23 protein-coding genes and 1 other RNA gene are annotated in these 19139 nt (G+C 43.2%); 13 read left to right on the plus strand and 11 right to left on the minus strand.

Translation table 11 applies throughout. The features are described 5' to 3' along the window. Window positions 1-53 precede the first annotated feature (53 nt). Complete coding sequence (locus IDJ76_RS03520) at window positions 54-878, plus strand: helix-turn-helix domain-containing protein (RefSeq protein WP_191160762.1); 825 nt, start codon at window positions 54-56, stop codon at window positions 876-878. Window positions 879-889: 11 nt separating this feature from the next. Here the strand turns inward: IDJ76_RS03520 and IDJ76_RS03525 are convergent, their stop codons facing one another. Beyond that, window positions 890-1078 carry a hypothetical protein gene (locus IDJ76_RS03525; RefSeq protein ID WP_191161238.1) on the minus strand — a complete coding sequence of 63 codons (189 nt, stop codon included), beginning with the start codon at window positions 1076-1078 and terminating at the stop codon, window positions 890-892. Here IDJ76_RS03525 and IDJ76_RS03530 point away from each other — a divergent pair. After that, the gene (locus IDJ76_RS03530; protein ID WP_191160764.1) at window positions 1049-1444 is read left to right on the plus strand and encodes an SgcJ/EcaC family oxidoreductase; all 396 of its coding nucleotides are present in this window, start codon (window positions 1049-1051) and stop codon (window positions 1442-1444) included. The two genes, IDJ76_RS03525 and IDJ76_RS03530, sit on opposite strands and share 30 nt — an antisense overlap. A 33-nt stretch (window positions 1445-1477) precedes the next feature. Here IDJ76_RS03530 and IDJ76_RS03535 read toward each other — a convergent pair whose 3' ends face one another. The 5 genes from IDJ76_RS03535 to IDJ76_RS03555 form a co-directional block, all read right to left on the minus strand. After that, a complete protein-coding gene (locus IDJ76_RS03535; RefSeq protein WP_191160766.1) occupies window positions 1478-3916 on the minus strand; it encodes a S9 family peptidase in 2439 nt (812 codons plus the stop codon). A gap of 154 nt (window positions 3917-4070) precedes the next feature. Continuing rightward, entirely contained in the window at window positions 4071-4508 is a 438-nt protein-coding gene (rpmA, locus tag IDJ76_RS03540; RefSeq protein ID WP_191160768.1) for a 50S ribosomal protein L27, read from the minus strand. A gap of 50 nt (window positions 4509-4558) precedes the next feature. Then, window positions 4559-4867 carry a 50S ribosomal protein L21 gene (gene rplU / locus IDJ76_RS03545; protein WP_191160770.1) on the minus strand — a complete coding sequence of 103 codons (309 nt, stop codon included), beginning with the start codon at window positions 4865-4867 and terminating at the stop codon, window positions 4559-4561. Between the two features lie 68 nt (window positions 4868-4935). After that, entirely contained in the window at window positions 4936-5436 is a 501-nt protein-coding gene (locus IDJ76_RS03550; protein ID WP_191160772.1) for a hypothetical protein, read from the minus strand. Window positions 5437-5501: 65 nt separating this feature from the next. Continuing rightward, window positions 5502-6875, minus strand: a complete 1374-nt coding sequence (locus IDJ76_RS03555) for a dicarboxylate/amino acid:cation symporter (RefSeq protein WP_191160774.1) — start codon at window positions 6873-6875, stop codon at window positions 5502-5504. A gap of 63 nt (window positions 6876-6938) precedes the next feature. On the opposite strand from IDJ76_RS03555, the gene IDJ76_RS03560 reads away from it, so the two are divergent. Genes IDJ76_RS03560 through IDJ76_RS03575 form a run of 4 tightly spaced genes read left to right on the plus strand, consistent with a single transcriptional unit; the run spans window position 6939 to window position 9110 of the window. Further along, window positions 6939-7466, plus strand: coding sequence for a hypothetical protein (locus IDJ76_RS03560; protein ID WP_191160776.1), 528 nt, complete (start codon window positions 6939-6941; stop codon window positions 7464-7466). Window positions 7467-7508: 42 nt separating this feature from the next. After that, window positions 7509-8006, plus strand: a complete 498-nt coding sequence (locus IDJ76_RS03565; protein ID WP_191160778.1) for an RNA polymerase sigma factor — start codon at window positions 7509-7511, stop codon at window positions 8004-8006. Continuing rightward, the gene (locus IDJ76_RS03570; protein WP_191160780.1) at window positions 7993-8583 is read left to right on the plus strand and encodes a hypothetical protein; all 591 of its coding nucleotides are present in this window, start codon (window positions 7993-7995) and stop codon (window positions 8581-8583) included. Before IDJ76_RS03565 ends, IDJ76_RS03570 begins: the two co-directional genes overlap by 14 nt. Beyond that, on the plus strand, window positions 8583-9110 hold the full coding sequence (locus tag IDJ76_RS03575; protein WP_191160782.1) for a GNAT family N-acetyltransferase: 528 nt from the start codon (window positions 8583-8585) through the stop codon (window positions 9108-9110). The genes IDJ76_RS03570 and IDJ76_RS03575 overlap by 1 nt, the downstream gene beginning before the upstream one ends. A gap of 26 nt (window positions 9111-9136) precedes the next feature. Here IDJ76_RS03575 and dinB read toward each other — a convergent pair whose 3' ends face one another. Further along, the gene (dinB, locus tag IDJ76_RS03580; RefSeq protein ID WP_191160784.1) at window positions 9137-10321 is read right to left on the minus strand and encodes a DNA polymerase IV; all 1185 of its coding nucleotides are present in this window, start codon (window positions 10319-10321) and stop codon (window positions 9137-9139) included. Between the two features lie 69 nt (window positions 10322-10390). On the opposite strand from dinB, the gene IDJ76_RS03585 reads away from it, so the two are divergent. Further along, the gene (locus tag IDJ76_RS03585) at window positions 10391-11026 is read left to right on the plus strand and encodes a 2'-5' RNA ligase family protein (RefSeq protein WP_191160786.1); all 636 of its coding nucleotides are present in this window, start codon (window positions 10391-10393) and stop codon (window positions 11024-11026) included. A 219-nt stretch (window positions 11027-11245) separates the two neighbouring features. Here IDJ76_RS03585 and IDJ76_RS03590 read toward each other — a convergent pair whose 3' ends face one another. After that, complete coding sequence (locus IDJ76_RS03590; protein ID WP_191160788.1) at window positions 11246-12202, minus strand: YpdA family putative bacillithiol disulfide reductase; 957 nt, start codon at window positions 12200-12202, stop codon at window positions 11246-11248. A gap of 75 nt (window positions 12203-12277) precedes the next feature. Next, window positions 12278-12376: signal recognition particle sRNA small type (ffs, locus tag IDJ76_RS03595), an RNA gene on the minus strand. A 205-nt stretch (window positions 12377-12581) separates the two neighbouring features. On the opposite strand from ffs, the gene IDJ76_RS03600 reads away from it, so the two are divergent. Continuing rightward, on the plus strand, window positions 12582-13589 hold the full coding sequence (locus tag IDJ76_RS03600) for a LacI family DNA-binding transcriptional regulator (protein WP_191160790.1): 1008 nt from the start codon (window positions 12582-12584) through the stop codon (window positions 13587-13589). 2 nt (window positions 13590-13591) lie between these two features. Here IDJ76_RS03600 and IDJ76_RS03605 read toward each other — a convergent pair whose 3' ends face one another. Beyond that, window positions 13592-14461 carry an inositol oxygenase family protein gene (locus tag IDJ76_RS03605; protein WP_191160792.1) on the minus strand — a complete coding sequence of 290 codons (870 nt, stop codon included), beginning with the start codon at window positions 14459-14461 and terminating at the stop codon, window positions 13592-13594. Window positions 14462-14651: 190 nt separating this feature from the next. Further along, on the minus strand, window positions 14652-15161 hold the full coding sequence (locus IDJ76_RS03610) for a 2'-5' RNA ligase family protein (protein ID WP_191160794.1): 510 nt from the start codon (window positions 15159-15161) through the stop codon (window positions 14652-14654). 346 nt (window positions 15162-15507) lie between these two features. Between IDJ76_RS03610 and IDJ76_RS03615 the strand changes: the two genes are divergently transcribed. Genes IDJ76_RS03615 through argC form a run of 5 tightly spaced genes read left to right on the plus strand, consistent with a single transcriptional unit; the run spans window position 15508 to window position 19099 of the window. Continuing rightward, a complete protein-coding gene (locus IDJ76_RS03615; protein ID WP_191160796.1) occupies window positions 15508-16161 on the plus strand; it encodes a GNAT family N-acetyltransferase in 654 nt (217 codons plus the stop codon). 26 nt (window positions 16162-16187) lie between these two features. Next, entirely contained in the window at window positions 16188-16550 is a 363-nt protein-coding gene (locus tag IDJ76_RS03620; RefSeq protein WP_191160798.1) for a four helix bundle protein, read from the plus strand. Window positions 16551-16580: 30 nt separating this feature from the next. Continuing rightward, complete coding sequence (gene argG, locus IDJ76_RS03625) at window positions 16581-17777, plus strand: argininosuccinate synthase (RefSeq protein WP_191160800.1); 1197 nt, start codon at window positions 16581-16583, stop codon at window positions 17775-17777. Then, window positions 17770-18120, plus strand: coding sequence for a cupin domain-containing protein (locus IDJ76_RS03630; protein WP_191160802.1), 351 nt, complete (start codon window positions 17770-17772; stop codon window positions 18118-18120). Before argG ends, IDJ76_RS03630 begins: the two co-directional genes overlap by 8 nt. Then, window positions 18101-19099 (plus strand): N-acetyl-gamma-glutamyl-phosphate reductase, encoded by a 999-nt coding sequence (gene argC, locus IDJ76_RS03635; RefSeq protein WP_191160804.1) that lies wholly within the window; start codon window positions 18101-18103, stop codon window positions 19097-19099. Before IDJ76_RS03630 ends, argC begins: the two co-directional genes overlap by 20 nt. The last annotated feature ends 40 nt before the right edge of the window (window positions 19100-19139 follow it).

The raw sequence follows: 19139 nt of genomic DNA on the forward strand, positions 1-19139 counted from the left end.
AAAGCTATTAATAACATAATATCTTTTTATCATTTAAGCTGTATCTTAACTAAATGAATATGCGGCCAAGCTTTTACACGCCTCATCCGGCATTACGCAACTACATTAGTCACGTGATGATAGTAGAAGCTAAATTTAATCAATCAACGCTGCAGTTCAGCCCCTTCCCGCCCACGCCACAACATGCTATCAATTTTTATCCAAGAGACGCCGTTACAGCGCACGATAGTAAAAACTATACCCAGACACTCCCGGAAAGTGTGATCATAGGCCCACAAGTTACACGCGTTAACGTAGCGATGGGCATGCATCATGTGATTGTTTCGGTTGCGTTTATGCCTGGTGGTATGCACCGGTTGCTTAAAATACCGATGCATGAGTTATATGATGAGCCGTTTGACGCTTCGCTTCTATTAGGCAGAGAGATTGCCGATGTAAATGAACAGCTCAAAGAAGCGCAAACGCCGTTGGAGATGAAGAATGTGGTTGAACGGTTCTTTATGCGTAAACTCACCTACTCGCCGCTCAAGCCATGGGAGCATGCCATGAAAGCACAGCTGCAAATGCCGGGAAAACTGACCATAGAAAGTGCCGCATCGTTGGCATGCCTTAGCCTTCGCCAATATGAACGTCGTGCAAAAGAAGTAATGGGCTATTCGCCCAAAGTGTTTTCACGATTGATCCGATTCTCAAAAGCTTATAGGCTAAAAGAAAGCCAGCCGCTATTAAGCTGGACTAATATTGCGCATGCCTGTGGCTATTACGACCAAATGCATTTAATTAAAGATTTTAAAGAATTTGCCGGAGCTTTGCCGGGTTATATGGCGCAGCAAATCAATAACGCTCCTTCACTTCTGCAAGAACATCTCCGCATATAAACTTGTCGCTTTTATACTATTTGTACAGTTGCTGATGAAGTAGTTTTACCGAAAAAACAAATCATCATGAAAAGCGCGTTTACATTATTAGTTTTTATTTTATTAGGATTTTCGGCCGATGCACAAAGCAAAAGTGCTGATGTAAAGCGATAGAAAAACAAGTTGATGCCATGGTTAACAGTTGGAATAAGCATGATCATAGCGATATGAAAAAATATTGCACCGCAGATTGTAGCTGGGTAAATATTGTTGGTATGTGGTGGAAGAACCTCAAAGAAGTAGAGTACTCCACCCAATTTTATCATACTAATATGTTTAAACATACAACCATGACCAACAAGGGAGTTTTCGTCAGGATCATTAACCCGACAACGGCATTGGTTCAGTTTAAAAGCTATGTAAGTGAGTTTACCACACCCGATGGGCATAAGATACCGGGAAGTGATGATATTGCTTTATTGGTATATGTTAGGCAAAAAGGTAAATGGCTGATGACCGCCGGTGAAAATGTTGTGATTGACCCTATGGCGCAAAAGAACGATCCTGTATTACATCTGGGTAAATAATTAAAGGCCCGGATACTCCGGGCCTTTAATTATTTAATTAGTACCAGCCGTGGTAGCAGGCGGTGCGTTCTTCACATATTTATCCATCCAGGTATTTATTTCCCAAAGTTTGTGCAGCAGGTTCTCGCGGCCTCGGTAGCCGTGTGCCTCATAGGGCAAATACACAAACCTAACGGTTCCGCCCAAGCCTTTTAATGCGGCAAACAAACGTTCGCTGTTGATAGGAAATGTTCCCGGGTTATCATCCGCTTCGCCGTGGATCAGCAGTATCGGTGTTTTAATTTTATCAGCAAAGCTAAAGGGGCTCATGTCATAATAAAGTTTAGGGTCGTCCCAATAAGTACGTTCCTCATTCTGGAAACCAAAGGGCGTTAGTGTGCGATTGTATGCGCCGCTCTCGGCTATCCCTGCTTTGAACAGGTTAGTATGCGCCAGTAAATTAGCAGTCATAAATGATCCGTAACTATGGCCCCCTACCGCAATACGGTTTTTATCGCCAACGCCCATTTGTGCTAATTTATTAATGGCGGCTTCGGCATTCAATTGCAATTGTTCTACAAAGGTATCGTTGGGTTTCTTGCCATCTTTCGCGACTATGGGCATCTCGGCGTTATCTAAAATGGCATAACCCTGGGTCACAAAAAATACCGGGCTGCCCCCGCCTATCACCGTGAATTTATGCTGAGATCCACGCACCTGCGCAGCATCCGACGCAGAGTTGAATTCGCGCGGATATGCCCATATGAGTACCGGCAGCGGGCCGTCTTTCTCTTTATTATAACCTTTCGGCAGGTAAAGGTCGGCTGTGAGATCTACTCCATCGCTTCGTTTGTAGTGGATCTTTTCTTTACTCACACCTACCAGTTGCGGGTAAGGGTTGCCAAAGGATGTAACCGGCCTGTCGGCTATTCTCAACATCAGGTTTTTGATGTAATAGTTCGGTACATCCTTCTCTGATTCACGGCGGGTTAGCAATATCAACTTATCTGGGTCGATCACATCAACCACGGTCTCGAATGTACCCTCAGCACTACGCCAGATGATCTCGCTCTTGCCCGATGCCAGGTCGAAACGCGACAAGAAAGGCAAATCGCCTTTTGATGATGCACCCGTACGGTTGTTCATCAATAATTTAGTTCCGTTATCAGTGGTCAGCAACACTTCGCGGCCAAATTTATTCTTTACAGTTACCGGGTCTCCCGGATCTTTATAGGCATCGTTAGTTGTGCGTTCGTATAATTTTTCCAATTTACCTGTCGATGGATTAAACGTACTCACGCGTTCCAATTGTTTGGAACGCAGGCCTTCGGTTACCAAAGCAAGGTTAGTATTCCCCCACTCCACGCCACGGTAGCGATTAGTGGTTTTAAACAGCTCTAACGGCTGGCCCGCAAAAGGAGCTTGTAAAGCATATACTGCGTCATGGAAATCCACTTTCTTTTTTATGCGGCCGCTATCCAATGGGTGCGCCCAAGTAATTGTTGCGGGTTCATCATCGCGCCAGTCGAAACCGCGGTCGATATTTTGCGTGTTGTCATAACCCGACGGCGTGCCCTCGCTCGAAGGTAGCTCGGCCAATACTTTAACCGTTTTGCCGATTAGGTCGGTAACCTTTACCGTAGATGGGAATCCGCCCGCCGTGACCAAATACGAGAATGGCTTTTTAATGGTACGCACCATCATGTATTTTTTATCCGGCGAGAGCGTAATACTGCCATTAATAGCAGGTTTACCTACTGGTGTTTCTATCCCGTTAGTGTTTTTTACCAACTGCGATGTAGCAAAGAATTCAAATAGCTGTTCGTCGTATGGGGTCTTGATCAGATCCTCGTAAGTAGCGCTCGGCGATGCCTTGCCCAGGCTCTGCTGAACCGTTGGGCCCTTAGGTGTACCGGGCCTTACAGGGGCTGCCGTTACAGGTTTGGTTGCTACGCGATAAAGCATCGTACTGTTGTTTTCCCATATTACCGCTCCGCCTTGGGCAATTACGGTGTTCAAGGGTGCTTTGTTAATCTTTGCTGCTTTTTGTGTAAGCAGATTGATCACGTATAGGTCGACAGATTTAGCCCCTGTTTGGGTGAATGCAATTTTATTTTCGTCGGGGCTCCAGCTCACATTACCGGCAAACAACGGCGCAGGTAAGCCGGCAATAACATAGGTTTTGCCCGTTTTGATATTTTTAAGCGTAAAGTTATTGACGTAATTACCCCTGCTTAACGAGTAGTTGGCCGGGTTAATACGAAGGCCTGCAATACGCAGTTCGGGCCGGGCAAGTTCTTCTACCGATGGGTAAGGGTTGCGCTCGCTCAGCAGCATCCATTCGGCTTTCGAATCGATACTTACGCCCGGTGTGGGTTTAGCCAGCAGCAAGTCGGCCATGGCCTTGGGCGGCATCTGATAACTTACGGCATCCTGAGCGTTGGCATAGATAGCGCGCAGCAGCAGGAAAAAACAAAAGGAAAATTTTTTCATGATAAGGATTTTACTGTAGATGGATGAATTTAAGAAATTAAAATCCGCGAGAAGAGTTTGGTGTGTAAAAAGCCGGTTATTTAAAAAAATGCTTTAACAAAAAAACCCTGATCTTGCGATCAGGGCTTTTAATATGGTGTGCTTTACTGAATAATTATTCAGCCGGAGCTGCTTCAGCATCAGGTGCTGCTTCTTTTTTTGCTTTTGGCGCTGCTGCCTTTTTAACTTTAGGTGCTTCTTCAGTAGTTTCTGCCGCAACTGGTGCTGCTTCTGCTACAGGTTTTGCTTCTGCCTTAACTTTAGGTGCAGGTGTTGCATCTTCTGCAACAGGTGCAACTTCAAAAGGAATGACAGAAACGTATGAACGGTTATCTGCTTTCTTTTTGAAAACTACGTTACCTGCAATTAATGCAAATAAAGTATGGTCTTTACCGATACCTACATTAAGGCCCGGATTGTGTTTGGTACCACGTTGGCGAACGATGATGTTACCTGCAATTGCTGGCTGACCACCGAAAATTTTAATACCTAAACGTTTGCTATGTGATTCGCGGCCGTTTCTTGAACTACCGGCCCCTTTTTTGTGTGCCATGCTTAATATTTTTTTGTGACCGGATAAATATCAGGTCGGTTAAAATTTAATTATAATGTGATACCTGTGATCTCGATCTTGGTAAATTGCTGGCGGTGACCATTTTTCTTCTGGTAACCTTTACGGCGTTTTTTCTTAAAGATAATTACTTTATCACCTTTTAAATGAGACACGATCTTAGCAGAAACTTTAGCGCCCGATAGGTCTGAACCTAATTTAAAGCTACCTTCATTTTCTGCTAACAATACCTGGTCAAATTCAATATTAGCGCCTTCATCTCCTTGTAAACGGTGTACAAAGATCTGCTGGTCTTTCGCAACTTTAAATTGTTGCCCGGCTATACTTACTATTGCGTACATTGTTATTTAATTATTTTGTTAAATTTTGAGGTGCAAATATATGGATTAATAAATTAATTTACAACGCACTATTTGGTATTTTTTTGGCGGGCTTCAGCATCTTCCAGCACCTTTTGCAGTTCTTTAATTAACCGCTGGTTGGCATCTATCAGTTTTTCATTCCCTTCAAAGGCATCTTCAAATACAACGGTTTTACTTTTGCGCTTATAATTAAACTGGATCATGTAACGCGGCGAACGCACCTTCCTGGTGGCCATCTCCTTCTCCGGGAAATCCCAAAAACCAAGATCGGCAGCTTTACGGTGCAGGTACAGCAGGTCGTCTTTAGTCAATTTCATATGCATTTTTACTACCGAATCGCGCCTGTTTACAAATTGGTAGTCGCCGGTTTTAGAGTCGTACTTGTTTAACAGACTATCGCCATAACCATATTCAAATTTGATCGACTGAAATTCAGCGAACTTATAAGGTGCATTCTTCACCATCATACCGTAATAGTAAAGGCAGTATAGCATAAATGGAACAATGATACTTAAGAGCAAAAATATCTTCTTAGAACGATTAGGCATGGAAATTAGTTAGTGATTGAATTTGCAAAATTGAGAAATTAAACGAAATGCTTAGACATAGAAATCTAATCTTTTAGCTCTCCCTCCCACTTACTTACTACTGCAGTAGCCATTGCGTTTCCTAATACGTTTGTTGCAGAACGGCCCATATCTAATAAAGGATCAATACCTATCAATAATGCTAAACCGGCTTCAGGAATGTTGAATAATGATACCGTACCCGCGATAACGACCAATGATGCCCGCGGTACACCCGCGATGCCCTTGCTGGTCAGCATCAGGATTAGCAGCATGGTTAATTGCTGCTCAAATGATAAATGAATATTATAAGATTGTGCCAGGAACAGTGAGGCAAAGGTCATATACATCATTGATCCATCAAGATTAAATGAATAACCTAAGGGAAGTACAAAGCTCACTATTTTATTATTACAGCCAAAGCGCTCCAACTCTAATAGTACTTTTGGATATGCCGCCTCGCTGGTTGATGTACTGAACGCGATCAGCATAGCATCCTTAATATTACCAACCAGGTTAAAGGCGCGCTTTTTCAGCACAATAAAGCCGGCAAAGATGATCACCATCCAAAGTATCACTAAGCTGAAATAAAATTCGCCGATAAATATGGCATAGGTTGACAAAATTCCCAAACCCTGCTTTGCTATAATAGCCGTGATAGCTCCAAAAACCGCTAAAGGCGCCAGTTGCATTACATAACCTGTTATTTTTAAAATTACGTGTGAGATAGCATCCAGCGCACGGATGACTACCTCGCCCTTTTCGCCAATAGCTGCTGTGGCTACGCCGAAGAAGAGCGAGAATACGACGATCTGCAGGATCTCGTTATTAGCCATTGCTTCGGTAAAGCTCTTGGGTACTACGTGGCCTATAAAATCACGCAGGGATAGGGCTGTTTTTTTAATGTCGGTAGCCATGTGGCTATCGGGCAATGGCAAATGCATAGCCTCGCCGGGTTTGAAAAAGTTAACCAGCAACATCCCCAAAAACAGCGATACAAAGGTAGCACTGATAAACCACAGCAATGTTTTACCGCCAATACGGCCTACAGATTTAATATCGCCCACTTTGGCAACACCCACAACTAATGTTGTAAACACCAATGGCGCAACGATCATCTTGATCAACCGTAAAAAAATATCACTTAATACGGTAAAGCCAACCAACTTATCTTCACGTGAGGTGTCGGCTTCCTTACGCATTTTAGCCTGTACCGTCCGCTCGGTCTTTAAAGCTTTATAATCGGCAGTGGTGGTATCTTTAACAAGCAGGATGCGGCCGTCAATAGATTTAATATTTGCCTCGGCAGCACTTATCTTGGTATTAATATTGTTAATAACAGTAGCATTGTAAATGTAGCCAGCAATTACGCCCAACACAAGCGCCACAAAAATGTATAAGGTTAGTTTGCTTTTTTGCATCTGATTATTTAGTGCCGCTAAACTACAAAATTTACTATGTTGCAGAAAGTTAAAAATCTACCCATGAGTATCACTACCTACGGCCTCCAGCAAATTAAAAAAGAACTGCAGCATTTACCGCAAGAGCAGTTGGCCGAGTTATGCCTGCGCCTGGTGAGATATAAAAAAGAGAACAAAGAATTGTTGGCCTACCTCCTATTCGAATCGCACAACGAGCAAGATTTTATGGAGAGCATCAAAGCCGAAGCCGGGTTTATGTTTAGCCAGTTGCCTGCACAAAGTTATTTTACCGCTAAGGGCCTGCGCAAAATCTTGAAGATGCTAACCAAGTACACCAAATTTATAGGCACCAAACCTGCCGAAATAGAGTTGCTTTTAAACTTTTGCCAAAACTATCTGCAATACGTGGTAAGGCAAACCTCCTATAAACCCATCCGTCTGATCCTTACCCGTCAGTTGGATAAGATCAAAACCTCCATAGGTAAGTTACATGAGGATTTGCAGTTTGATTATAGCCAGGAATATAATAAGTTTCTTGATGATGCCGACAGCAAATTACCGTGGATAAATAAAAAAAGTTACTTGTTGTAACTTTAATGGCGTTTATTTGTCAAACCGTAAATTAACTAAAAAGTGGCAAGCAGAGAGGAAGCTTTCAGGGAAATATATGAAGCTAATTCAAAAAAGATCTTCCATTTGTGCTATGGTTACACCGGAGACGATGATGCTGCAAACGACCTTTTACAGGAAACCTTTTTAAAGGTCTGGCAAAATCTGCACAAGTTTCGTAACCAGGCATTAGTATCAACCTGGATCTACCGTATAGCAGTAAATACCTGTTTAACCTATCTCCGCTCAGAAAAGCGCCAGGCTAAAGACGAACTCACCCCCCAGATAGCCGAAAATAAGCGCGAGGAGTTTTCTGAAAAGAATGAACAAGTTGCCTTGCTGTATAAGTGTATATCAAAATTAGAAGAATCGGAAAGAATCATTATTACGTTGGTGCTTGATGAAGTGCCGTACCCCGAAATTGCAGATGTATCGGGTATATCAGAAGGGAATTTGAGAGTGAAAATATATCGCATTAAACAAAAATTGACAGAGTTATACAATCAGCATGAAAGACTTTGATCATTTAATGACGGTTTGGCAGGGGCAGCCAAAAAAGGAGCATCTCCAGGTAGATGAAGTACTTAAACAAGCCAAAAAGGATATCCGCAGTATAACGTCTAAACTATATTGGGCCATTGTTACCATGATAGCTACTTTAGCGGGGGCATTTATATTGATGTTTTTTATGGCGTTTAAATCGCCGGCTACCACTATAGGTATATTTATCATTGTTATCACGATAGCGATGTATCTTTATCTGATCGTACGCCATTACCATATCCTGAATAAACACGATCTTACCCAGAACCCTATCGATTACCTGGATAGCCTTAAAGAATATCAAAAGACCCGCACAAAAACTGTTGGTTGGTTCTATTATATTTACATATTGCTGTTAAGCGCGGGTTTAGGCTTATATTTTATCGAGATTTTGGAGAACGCATCGGTAGCCTTTAAGATAGTCACGTATGGATTTACCTTTATCTGGTTTATGTTCACCACGTTTTACCTAAAGCCCCGTATGTTTAAGAACGAGGAAGAAAAGCTTAACCTGATGATAGACCGCCTGGAACGTTTACAGGGACAGTTTGATTAATGGCAACAGAGCTAACCATAGAAAGAGTACCGCCTGATCAGTCCGTACGTTTGCTGGAACTGAGCAGGCAAACATTTTTTGACGCCTTTGCGCATCTTAATAGCGCTGCTGATATGGAAGCTTATGCCGCGAAAAACTTTACACTCCCCAAATTTGAGGCAGAACTTGCTCACCCTGATTCACATTTCTTCTTCGCCAGGATTGCCGGTGAGATTGCGGGCTATATGAAAATCAACTACCAAACCGCCCAAACCGATATACAGGATGCCAACGCTTTAGAAGTAGAGCGTATTTACGTGCTGCATCACCACCAGGGAAAACAAATTGGAAAAAAGTTGATAGAATTTGCCATTGACGAGACCTTACGCAAAAACTTAACCTACCTATGTTTAGGTGTTTGGGAACACAACACCAACGCCATCCGCTTTTATGAAAATAAGGGTTTTACCATATTCGGCAGCCATTCTTTTATGTTAGGAGAGGATAAGCAAATAGACCTGCTGATGCGCAAAGAATTGAATAAATAAATCTAGGGTAATAATCTTAATCACGGTCAACCTTTCAAAAACGGGTTAAACGTGCGTGCACCTATTTCCATACCCGCCGCGCGGCAAACCGTTTTATCGCCAAATTTAAAGTTGATATTGTCCATAGCCTGGTACAGGCGGATGCGCTCCTCGTTATCTTCAAACAGGTTGATCTGATAACTGCCGGTGCACAAATTACTCAACTTAACGCCTATAAGCCTGATGGGACGGTGCGTATTCCAGGCCTTGTAAAGCAGTGCTTTAATACCCGGTATCAGGATGTGCTCGGCAGCGGTAAGGGCTATCTTTTGTTGTTGAGTATGAGTTTCAAAATTAGCATAACGGATCTTGATAGCCAGGCAGCCGGATACCTTATTCTCTTTACGGAGTTTGCCCGCAAGTTCTTCGGTCATGCTCACCAATATATTTTCAATCGTTTTGGCATCACTTACATCCTGGTGAAAAGTGTTTTCTGTCGATATAGATTTACGTTCGCCGTGGGGCACTATCTCACTATCATCAACACCATGCGCTTTGTTATAAATATAAGTCCCCATTTTGCCGAACACCGTTTCCAGGAACATGAGGTTGACCCGTTGCAGGTCACCAATTTTTTCGATACCATATTTGTAAAGCTTTTGGCAGGTGTTCTCGCCTAAACCCGGGATCTTTTTGATGGGCAAGGGTGCTAAAAAATCCTTTTCGCCCCCGTGCGCAATGCGTAGCTGCCCATTGGGTTTAGCCTGGTTGGTTGCCATTTTTGCAATCGTTTTTGACGACCCCATGCCGAACGATATGGGCAGCCCGGTTTCGCGGATCACGGTTTGGCGCAGGTCGCTGGCTATCTGGTATGGATCATGAAAACGTTCCATGCCCGATAGATCGATATAGAACTCGTCTACCGACGTTTTTTGATAAAGCGGTACGGAGCGATGGATTATCTCTGTCACTTTACGGGAGGCCTCCGAATAGCGCCCGTGCGTGCCGTGGATAACGATAGCATGCGGGCAAAGCTTAAGAGCCTGCCGCGTAGGCATGGCCGAATGTACGCCAAAAGCCCTTGCCTCGTAACTACAGGAAGCCACCACACCCCTATCTGCCGAGCCGCCAATTATTACGGCCTTGCCGACTAGCGAGGGGTTGAACTGACGCTCCACAGATACAAAAAATGAGTCGAGATCAATATGTACAATATGCCGTTGAGCATCCATGCACAAATATGAAAATTATATTTGAATTGCTAAAATAATTAGCAAACTTTGTTGCGATAATTCACGCAAATGATAACTACTTACGCAGATTGCCTATTCCTGCTTTCGCCGCCCGAGCATATCAAAAACGAGATTGCGCGTTACAAAAAAGCGTCGTTAAAATACATTGGTGAATTTAGCAGCATGCAATCGCCTGCGCATATCACCGTTAACCAATTGGAGCGTCAAAAGCCCTACATGGTTGATGCCGCTTTTGAGCGGATAGAAGGTAAACTACATGCTATGCCCGCTATACTGCTGCATATGGACGGCTTTAAATATTTTGAGCACCTGCACGGTAAAATGACTATCTACGCCTATATCCGCAGCACCCCGGCAATGGAAGATTGGTTTGCTCTGTTGCGCAAGAACCTGAACATCAAAAAAGCCATTACACCGCACATCACGGTTGTCCGCAACATCCCGGAGGCCGACTATAACAAGCTGTGGCCGAATTTTAAGAACAAGAAACTGCTGGAGCCCTTTTGGATCTACGAGTTAAAGGTATTGCAACGCGAAACCTTTGGCACTACCGCCGGCAAATGGGAGCCTTATAAAACCATCCGGTTTAAAAATACCGAAGGCTTTGCCGGGAAGGACAACTGGGCGTTGAAAAAACAGGCCGAAGCGGAAATAGCGGCACGGAAGCAGATCAAATTGTTTTGAGACGTATAAAAACGTGTCATTTCGAACGATAGAGAGAAATCTTCTACTTACGCAAAGTCGCCGCATCTCAATCTAAGAAGATTTCTCCTCGCTATCGCTCGTTCGAAATGACAACGGTAAAGGATACGTCATTGCTAACCAAGTGTGGCAATCTCAGAGGATAATTGGATATGCTGAGATTGCAGCATCGCTGCACTCTTTGCAATGACATATGTATTATCACCGCTTCCCTACAATATCTCTAATGATCATCTCCGCATGAATGCGGGAATTTTCTATGAACCACAAATGCGTATCCAGTCCGCCGCAAACTACGCCGGCAAGGTAAAGGCCGGGCTGGTTGGTTTCCATGGTATCGGGGTTGTACTCGGGCACAAATTTATCTTTAGAAAGGCTGACGCCCAGTTTGGCCAAAAACTCAAAGTTGGGTTTATAACCCGTCATAGCCATTACAAAATCATTCGGGATGGTCACCAGCCCGTCAGGGGTTTGAATATCCGCCTCGCGCTCGCGCACGGCCTGCAGGCTGGAGTTGAAATAAGCTTTGATCGTACCCTCTTTGATGCGGTTAATAATATCGGGCCTTACCCAATATTTAACCCGGTCGCTCACTTCGGGGCCGCGGATAACCAACGTTACTTCGGCCCCTTTGCGGTAGGTTTCTAAGGCTACGTCAATAGCCGAGTTACTGCTGCCCACCACCACAACATTTTGTGATGTATAATAATGGGGGTCCTGGTAGTAATGTTTTACTTTGGGCAAGTCTTCGCCGGGGATATCCAGGTTAACGGCAATATCATAGAAGCCCGTACTCAGGATCACCTTTTTTGCCTTGTAGGTGGCTTTAGATGTGGTGATGCTGTAGCCACCATCTATCGGGCTAACATCAGTTACCTCTTCAAATAAATTAAGTGGTAGGTTATTTGCAAGGGCCACCCGGCGATAGTATTCGAGCGCATCGTTACGGGTGGGTTTGTTGTGTACGGTTACAAAGGGCACACCGCCAATTTCCAGTTTTTCGCTGGTAGAGAAAAAGGTCATGGTGCTTGGGTAATTAAATAGCGAGTTTACCAGGCAGCCCTTCTCTACGATCTGGAAGGTTAAACCTGCCTTTTGCGCAGCCAGTCCGCAGGCTAAACCGATTGGGCCACCGCCTATGATGAGTATATCTAACATTAAAAATAGCCTTTAAATAAGAAAAACCAATATAGGGCTATTGGTTTTGTGTCGTGTCAAAAAAAAGAAATAAAAAAAGGGTAAGCTACTTTTATCGCGCCGCTCAACTCTCTACCCTTGCTGCGTTCCCACCCTGGGGGAGTTCAAGAGGAGCTGGCCGTAAAAGACTTACCCCGGCGCAAAGATAGAAAAATGATGGGCTTGTGGTTAACAAATTGTTAAAAAAGCGCTTGAGGGTTGATTATCAATTACTAAAACTTTGTAGAGGCATTTATTAAAGCTCCTTTGGGCCCTGTGGTGAAGCTGGCGCAGTTTTACCCGATAGAGCTTAGCCATTTGCAGAAAAACACTAACTTAACCGCTTAAACCGTCTATATTTATGGGGAGTGTGAATATCAAACAACTTGCTCGCGAATTAAACCTTTCTGCCGCTACGGTATCACGCGCCTTGCGCGATAGCCATGAGATTAGCTCGGCAACCAAACAACGGGTTAATGATCTGGCCAGAAAACTCAATTACGAACCCAACCCGTCAGCAAGTACCTTACGAAGCCATAAAAGTAAAACCCTTGCCGTTATCGTTCCGGAAATTGCCAATAATTTTTTTTCGCTGGCCATAAACGGTATCGAAGAAGTGGCCAGGCAGCACGGGTACCACGTATTAATTTACCAGTCGCATGATAATGTTGAGGCAGAGGCGTCGTTTATAAAAAGTTTGCTTACCGGCCGAGCCGATGGAATCCTGCTATCGGTTGCAAGCGAAACGGTTAACGAGATACATTTGATGGATCTGAATAAACAGATCCCTACCGTATTTTTCGACCGGGTGCCTGATGGGTTGAATACGGTAAACGTGACAACAAACGACTATGAAAGCGCCTACGACGCTGCTGAACATCTGATAGAAAGCGGCTGCAAAAAAATAGCGTATCTTTTTGCACTTAATAACCTTTTAGCCGGTAAAAACCGCCTAAAAGGTTATTTGAATGCGCTAAAGGATCATAATATTGATCTGGACGATCACCTGATCATCACCTGCGGAAAAGACGACATCAATAACTATTCGCTGTTAAAAGATGCCATCAGTAAATATCAACCGGATGGCGTCATATCTGCTACGGAAGAATTGGTTCTACCGTGTTATGAAATATGCCAATTACTAAAAATTAATATTCCTAACTATCTTAAAATTGTCAGTTTCTCCAATCTCAAAACCGCTCCTTTTTTAAACCCGTCTTTAACAACTGTAACACAGCCTGCATTTGAAATGGGCTTTAAAGCCGCATCTCTTTTACTTAAGTTACTGGACAACAAACAGGTTGAACCCGGCGATGCCGAAGTGTTAAACTCCGTGTTAATAAAAAGGGGTTCTACAGCCGTAAAGTGAGCTTAAAGCTTAACGGTTTTTGGTAAGTACTTGGCAATCAAATCTTCATAGTATGGTTTTAGCTCGGCTACTACAGGTGGTTTCGGGCTTTTAGAGTAAAGATCATACGGATTGAATTTATCAACCCATTTAAACATTTCCCTATCGTGGTTATTTAACAGGTGATCGTAAGCATTTTCGCGGTGCTGCGAATAAAATGAATGATAACGGATCATATACAACGCAGGCTCGGGCAAATGATCTTTGGTTAAATGGTATAAATATTCATCATGACCCCATGACATGTGAATATTATCTAACCCGCATTGATGCGAATAAACGCCATATTTGGTGTTGTAACGTTCGTCATCAATGTCCGGGTTCGCGGCAAAAAATTCCGGGTAAACAATTTTATCAGAAAATTTGCAGCCCACCGGGAAAGTATCACCCACCACATTCCATTGCGGTTCGCCAAACAAGCATAGCACCTTACCAAGGTCATGTATAAACCCGGTCAGCACAAACCAATCCGGATGTCCGTCGGCCCGTATCGCTTCAGCAGTTTGTAGCAAGTGTTGCAATTGATCGAGTGAGGTGTCTGGGTCTGAGTCATCAACCAACGTATTCAAAAAGTCCATTGCATCCCACCAGGGCATCTCTTTTTTATCAAAACTCAAAAAGTTGGCTTTTTTGGCCAATACGTTGTTATAGGTTTGATATTTATGATTCAGCCTGTAAAATTCGCGTACTGGATTATCCTCAGCATTATCATATTTTCTAAATTCTTCCTTGGTTTTGGCCGGGCCGGGTTCCGGGTAACGTTCTAAAACATCATCTTCCCAAACATCAAGGCTACTCAGCGGAGCCATTTCTTTGTCGCTTAAACTTTCCATACTGGTTGTTTTTAGTTAAACATCCGGGTAATGCACTAAATATGCAGCCTGGATTAATAATTGGTAACTAAAGGTGAGTAAAACCGGGCAACAAATAACAGGATACCCCTACATATATTTACGTAAACGATTACGCACCAAGGCAATAATTAGTCATTTAAGATAAACAATTAACTAAGCGGTGTATTTGTTAACTTTTCCAATCATACGATCTTAAAAACTGCCAGGGGCCACCCTGGTATTCCCAAAGACTTAACCCCGTGCCGGTAATTTCAAACGGCTTAAACTCCTGCGATAATTCTTCCAATAGCACTTTCGCTTCTTCCGGTGTTACTTTATTCTGAATAGTGATGTGCGGCCACAGTCGCTGGGTATCCTGCGGGATAAGGAACGTTTTCCATGTGGTTTGTAGTTCGCGATGCAAAGCGGCTAATTGAGTGCTTTCCAACTTGAATGCTACCCCCCTGCCGATGCCGACTAATGCGGTCACTTGGATAGAGATAGTTTGATGTTTAGCAATTATATTTTCTATATCGGTTATGACGCTTTCGTTGTTTGGCGGCAGCTGGTGAAACAGCATTAGGTGGGCGTCCAGAAAATTTCGTTCGGGCGGGAAATGTTTTTGACGTAACGTATCGAAGTACTGTTGCGCTTCCGCATTGATATTTAGTGTTAGCAGTAGAGGGTTGGGTGTATCCATTAACGAAACCTAACCTCAAAATCGTATTAAAAGTTTTTTCTTGCATAAGTAAATTATTATGCAATAATTTGCACAAAATTTAAAAAACAACAATTCATCAAATAATGAATACAGAAAACTCAAAACTGACGGTTGCCAAGGCGAAATTCGCCCAGGTTGCTGCTGCTTTAGTTTCATTTGTTTTGTTGTTATTCCACAGCCGACGACGGTTATTCATCCCGCGGGTTTGAATTAGGTTTTAATTCTCATCCAAAACAAAGAAGCCTTATTAAACTTCTTTAATCAACGTCCCTCTAATTATCCTGGCCCTGAAAGCCAATAATTTAACGGTAACTTTTCTATTATAATGACCATACAAGATTTTGACATAACGGTAGCTACTGCACAACATGCAGACTTTGCCCCTATGATCTGCGATGAAATGGCAGAGTCGGCAAAGGCGCGTGGAACGGGTATTGCCCAGCGTTCGCCGGAATATGTTGCCAATAAAATGCTGGAAGGCAAAGCGGTGATCGCTTTGCATAAAGACGGCACTTGGGCAGGTTTTTGCTATATCGAAACCTGGAGCCACGGCGATTTTGTAGCCAACTCGGGCTTGATTGTAAACCCAATCTATCGTAAAGCAGGTTTAGCTAAAGCCATCAAGCATAAAATTTTCCAACTTTCGCGCAAGAAATATCCTGATTCAAAGATCTTTGGCCTAACTACAGGTTTGGCCGTTATGAAGATCAACTCCGAGATAGGTTACGAACCGGTTACTTATTCGGAGTTGACACAAGACGAAAACTTTTGGGCCGGCTGCAAAAGCTGCGTCAATTACGATATTTTGATGAGCAAGGGCCGCAAAAACTGTATGTGTACCGCCATGCTATTTGACCCTGCCGAGGTGCAAAAGCAAAGTGAAGAAAAAATGAAAAAAATAACGCACAAAGCCACGTTATTAGAACGTATTGAAGCCGCGATCAAAAGGCGTTTAGAACACATAATAGCTTTAGGATAAAGGTAAAAGGTGAAAGGTAAAAGGTAATGAGAGACTATAGAAAACTCGATATTTGGAAAAAGGCACATACATTTACTAAATTAGTGTATCAGGAAATTTTACCTTTGATGCCTTCTGAAGAAAAGTTTTCTTTAACAAATCAGCTTCGGCGCTCCTCCTATTCCATCCCGATGAACATTGTAGAGGGCTGTGGTAAAAACACCGATAAAGATTTCACTCATTACCTTGACAATGCTTTGGGTTCTGCCCTTGAAGTCGAGTACACTTGTTACCTTATTTTTGATTTAGGATATATTTCACAAGACAAATACGATTTAGTAAATAAACCAATTAACGAGATTAAAGCTATGCTTATATCTTTCATTAAATTTTTAAGAGATGGAAGGTAACCTTTTACCTTTCACCTTACACCTTTTACCATGACAAAAAAAGTAGTATTAGCATACAGCGGCGGTTTAGATACCTCATTTTGCTGCATTTATTTAACACGTGATTTGGGTTACGAGGTGCATTCGGTAATTGTGAACACCGGTGGCTTTAGTGATGAAGAATTAAAGGGTGTAGAAGAACGCGCGTATCAAATGGGCGTTACATCCCACCACGTGGTTGATGAGACCGAGAACTTTTACAACACCTGTGTACGTTACCTCATTTACGGTAACGTGTTAAAGAATAATACTTATCCATTATCTGTAAGTGCCGAACGTGTAAGCCAGGCTACCGCGATAGCGAACTATGCTAAAGAGATAGGTGCCGAATATGTTGCCCATGGTAGCACGGGCGCCGGTAACGACCAGGTACGTTTTGATATGATCTTTAATATCCTGGTACCCGAGGTTAAGATCATCACCCCTATCCGCGATTTGAAATTGAGCCGCGAGGAGGAAATTGAATATCTGAAGAAACACGGCGTAGAGATGAACTTTGAGAAAGCGAAGTACTCTATTAATAAAGGCATCTGGGGAACATCTGTTGGCGGTCGGGAAACGCTTACTTCTAATTTAGGTTTGCCTGAAGAAGCATGGCCAACGCAAGTTACCGAATCTGAGCCAAGAACCCTGGAACTTATCTTCGAGGCAGGCGAACTGGTTGGTATTGATCATGAGAAATATGATCATCCTACCAAAGCGATCCAGGCTTTGCAAGCTATAGCGCAGCCTTATGGTATCGGCAGGGATATCCATGTTGGCGATACTATCATCGGCATTAAAGGCCGTGTAGGTTTCGAAGCTGCTGCACCAATGGTGATCATTAAAGCGCACCACACTTTAGAGAAACACGTGTTAACCAAATGGCAGTTATCATGGAAAGATCAATTATCTGCTTTTTATGGCAACTGGCTGCACGAAGGGCAATTTCATGACCCTATTATGCGTAATATGGAAGCCTTTTTAGCAGATACGCAGAAACAAGTTAGCGGCAAAGTTATCGTTCAGTTATATCCATACCGTTTTCAGGTAGTAGGTATCGAATCTGATCACGACCTGATGAGCAATAAGTTTGGTACTTATGGCGAAATGAACAATTCATGGAGCGGCGAAGACGTAAAAGGCTTTAGTAAGATATTTGGTAACCAGGTAATGATATACCATAAGGTAAACGGAACGAATGAGTAACCCCGTTTTTTCGCGGAGCGAATGTATAAGCCATTACCGTTGGGGCGACGATTGTTACGGGTGGAATTATGTCGATACCGACGCGCTATCCATCAAACAGGAACTCATGCCACCAGACACGGCCGAGCAATTGCACTTTCACGAAAAGGCCTCCCAATTCTTTTTTATACTGAAAGGCAGGGCCACTTTTTCAATAGACGGCGAGATAAGGGTTTTAAAACCCGAGCAGGGCATCGAGATCAAGCCGGGGCAAAAACACTTTGTTACCAATAAGGAAAACTCCGACCTGGAATTTATTTTGTACTCAACACCATCTACAAAAAATGACAGAATTAACCTCTAAGCATATAAAAGTTGGCATTGTTGGCGGCGCCGGTTACACCGGCGGTGAAATGCTGCGTATCCTGATCAATCACCCTCGCGTGGAGATCGTGTTTGTACATAGCAACAGTAAAGCGGGCAACCATGTGTATGATGTGCATGCTGACCTTTTTGGCGATACCGATTTACAATTTGCGTCAGAACTATCTAACAGCATCGATGTGTTGTTCCTTTGTGTTGGCCATGGCGATGCGAAGAAGTTTTTGGAGGCTAACGAGATCCCGGATCATATAAAGATCATTGACCTGAGCCAGGATTTCCGTTTAATTCAAAATTCAAAAATTAGAAGTAAAAATTTCGTGTATGGTTTACCGGAGTTAAACCGCGATGCAATAAAAACTGCGGCCAATATTGCTAACCCGGGTTGTTTTGCCACCTGTCTGCAATTAGGCTTATTACCTTTAGCAAGCAAGGGTTTATTAAGTAACGAGGTGCATGTCACCGCTACTACAGGCTCTACCGGTGCCGGCCAAAGCCCATCGGCTACCACGCACTTTACCTGGCGTAATGATAACCTCTCCGTTTACAAAGCTTTCAACCATCAGCATTTAGGCGAAATTGGTCAGTCGTTAAGGCAATTGCAAAATGGCTTTGATCAAGAAATTAACTTTATCCCTTACCGTGGCGACTTTACCCGCGGCATCATCGCATCCATTTATACAGAAAGTGAGCTGACCGAGGCAGAGGCATTAAAGCTTTACCAGGAGTATTATGCAGGGCATCCCTTTACGCACGTAACCAGCCGTGATATCGACCTGAAACAAATTGTGAACACCAATAAGTGTTTTATACAAGTTAAGAAACATGGTAATAAAATACTCATTATCAGTATAATGGACAACTTACTTAAAGGCGCGAGCGGGCAGGCAGTGCAAAACATGAACATCATGTTTGACCTGGATGAACGCGCTGGATTACGACTTAAGGCGACCGGCTTTTAGTCGCGCTCGCCACCCATACGTTTTATCCATTTAAGTATTA

The organism is Mucilaginibacter glaciei (assembly GCF_014773245.1).
Taxonomy (GTDB): domain Bacteria; phylum Bacteroidota; class Bacteroidia; order Sphingobacteriales; family Sphingobacteriaceae; genus Mucilaginibacter; species Mucilaginibacter glaciei.